Origin of the sequence: Streptomyces recifensis (assembly GCF_002154615.1) — a bacterium.
Classification (GTDB): domain Bacteria; phylum Actinomycetota; class Actinomycetes; order Streptomycetales; family Streptomycetaceae; genus Streptomyces; species Streptomyces griseoluteus.
On the sequence record NZ_MUNH01000122.1, the window covers coordinates 1 to 2,259 of the forward strand.

2 protein-coding genes and 1 tRNA gene are annotated in these 2,259 nt (G+C 72.8%); 1 reads left to right on the forward strand and 2 read right to left on the reverse strand.

The genetic code is table 11. From position 1 onward, the window contains the following. The first annotated feature begins 409 nt into the window (after positions 1-409). Complete coding sequence (locus CCN33_RS08005; RefSeq protein ID WP_244173724.1) at positions 410-796, forward strand: VOC family protein; 387 nt, start codon at positions 410-412, stop codon at positions 794-796. Between the two features lie 62 nt (positions 797-858). Here CCN33_RS08005 and CCN33_RS08010 read toward each other — a convergent pair. Then, a tRNA-Ser gene (locus CCN33_RS08010) sits at positions 859-945 on the reverse strand. Positions 946-1,014: 69 nt separating this feature from the next. After that, positions 1,015-2,259: S1C family serine protease (locus tag CCN33_RS08015; RefSeq protein ID WP_086692660.1), on the reverse strand; the 1,245-nt coding region annotated here is incomplete at its 5' end.

Below are 2,259 nucleotides of genomic sequence, written 5' to 3' on the forward strand. Positions count from 1 at the left end.
GTCCAGGGCCGCGTCCAGGAGCGGGTCCGCCAGCGCGGCACCCAGGCCCTGTTCCCAGGCCCGGCACGCCGCCCAGAAGGTGCGGACGAAGTGGAGCAGGGCCGCCCCGGCCTTCGCGGGCGCACTCGGCGGACGGCGGCGCGGCCCTGCTCCACTTCGTCCGCACCGCGCACGAGGGCGAGCGCAACTCCCGCCTCTTCTGGGCGGCGTGCCGGGCCTGGGAACAGGGCCTGGGTGCCGCGCTGGCGGACCCGCTCCTGGACGCGGCCCTGGACACCGGCCTGCCGGAGGCGGAGGCACGGGCCACGCTGGGGTCGGCGGAACGGAGGGCGGGGGGACCTTGATGAAGCCGCCGCACCGGTGGATCGTGGACCCGTCCCCGACAGCCTCTGGAGGCACAGTGCCCGCCCTGCACGTCAAGGCATTCGACCACCTGGTCCTCAAGGTCGCCGACGTCGAACGCTCCCTCGGCTTCTACACCACGCTCCTCGGCCTCCAGCCGGAGAACGTCGACGAATGGCGCGCCGGCAAGGCCCCCTTCCCCTCCGTCCGCATCACCCCGGAGACGATCATCGACATCGTCGAGGGCCCCCGCTCCGACTCCAACGTCGACCACTTCTGCCTGGTCGTGGACCCCTTGGACTGGGCCGAGATCATCGCCACCGGCCGCTTCACCGTCCTGGAGGGTCCGGTCCAGCGCTCGGGCGCGCGCGGCGAGGCGACGTCGGTCTACGTCCAGGACCCGGACGGCAACACGATCGAGCTGCGGTGGTACCCGCAGGACGCGCGGGCGTAGCGCGGCGCACGCGCAAGGGGCGTCCCCTTGGCCGGGGACGCCCCTTCTGTTCGCTACCTCTGCGGAGGCGGTGGGATTTGAACCCACGGTGACATCGCTGCCACGACGGTTTTCAAGACCGTTCCCTTAGGCCGCTCGGGCACACCTCCCCGCTTCGCCCACCTGGGGCGGAGCGGGGTACAGCGTACCGGGAGCGAGAGGCCGGCGGGGGACCTGGCTCAGCTGTCGCCGACTCGGGAGCCGAGGGTGAGGTCGACGGTGTGCTGGTCGCCGCCCCGGGTGTAGGTGACCTTGACCTTGTCGCCGGGCTTGTGGGTCCAGATCTCGCCGATCAGGGTGGGGCCGCTGTCGATGACGGAGTCGTCCAGCTTGGTGATGACGTCGCCCGGCTTGAGGCCGGCCTCGGCGGCGGGGCCGCCCGACTCGACCGCGTCCGCGCCGCCCGCGCCCTGGTCGGTGATCTTCGCGCCGTCGGTGGACTCCTCCAGGGAGACCGAGGCGCCGATCTTGGCGTACACCGGCTTGCCGGACTTGATGAGCTGCTGGGCGACGTACTTGGCCTGGTTGATCGGGATGGCGAAGCCGAGGCCGATCGAGCCGGACTGGCCGGAGCCGAAGCTGCCGCCGCTGGTCGACTGGATCGCGGAGTTGATGCCGATCACCGCGCCGGAGGCGTTGAGCAGCGGGCCGCCGGAGTTGCCCGGGTTGATCGACGCGTCGGTCTGCAGGGCGCTCATGTAGGACGCCTTGCTGCTGGAGCTGCCGTCGCTGGAGGCCACCGGGCGGTTCTTGGCGCTGATGATGCCGGTCGTCACCGTGTTGGACAGCCCGAAGGGGGCGCCGATGGCGATCGTCTCGTCGCCCACCGCGACCTGGTCGGAGTTGCCGAGGGAGAGCGGCTTGAGGTCCGAGGGCGCGTTCTTCAGCTTGATGACGGCCACGTCGTAACCCTGGGCGTGTCCCACGACCTCGGCGGCGTACTTGCGGCCGTCGGGGAAGGTGGCCGACAGCTTGCCGCCGCCGACCGCCTCGGCGACCACGTGGTTGTTGGTGACGATGTGGCCCTGGGTGTCGAAGACGAACCCGGTGCCCGTGCCGCCCTCGCCGCTGTTGCTCTCCGCCTCGATGGTCACCGTGCTGGGCAGCGCCCTGGAGGCCACGCCCGCGATGGTGCCCGGCGCCCGCTTGACCTGCGAGGCGCCGTTGTCTGCGGCGGAGACGGTGGTGGAGCCCTGGCCGTCGTTGTCCTTGGCCAGGGTGTAACCGAGGCCGCCGCCCAGACCACCCGCGACCAGCGCGGCCACCAGCACCGCCGCGATCAGCCCGCCGCGCCCGCCGCCGGCCGGCTTCGGCGCCGGCTGCTGGTACGAGGCACCCCAGCCGCCGCCGGCGCCGCCCGCGCCCGCCTCGCCGTAACCCGGCGTGCCGGGGGGCGGCGGGGGCGGCCAGGAGCCCTCGGGGGC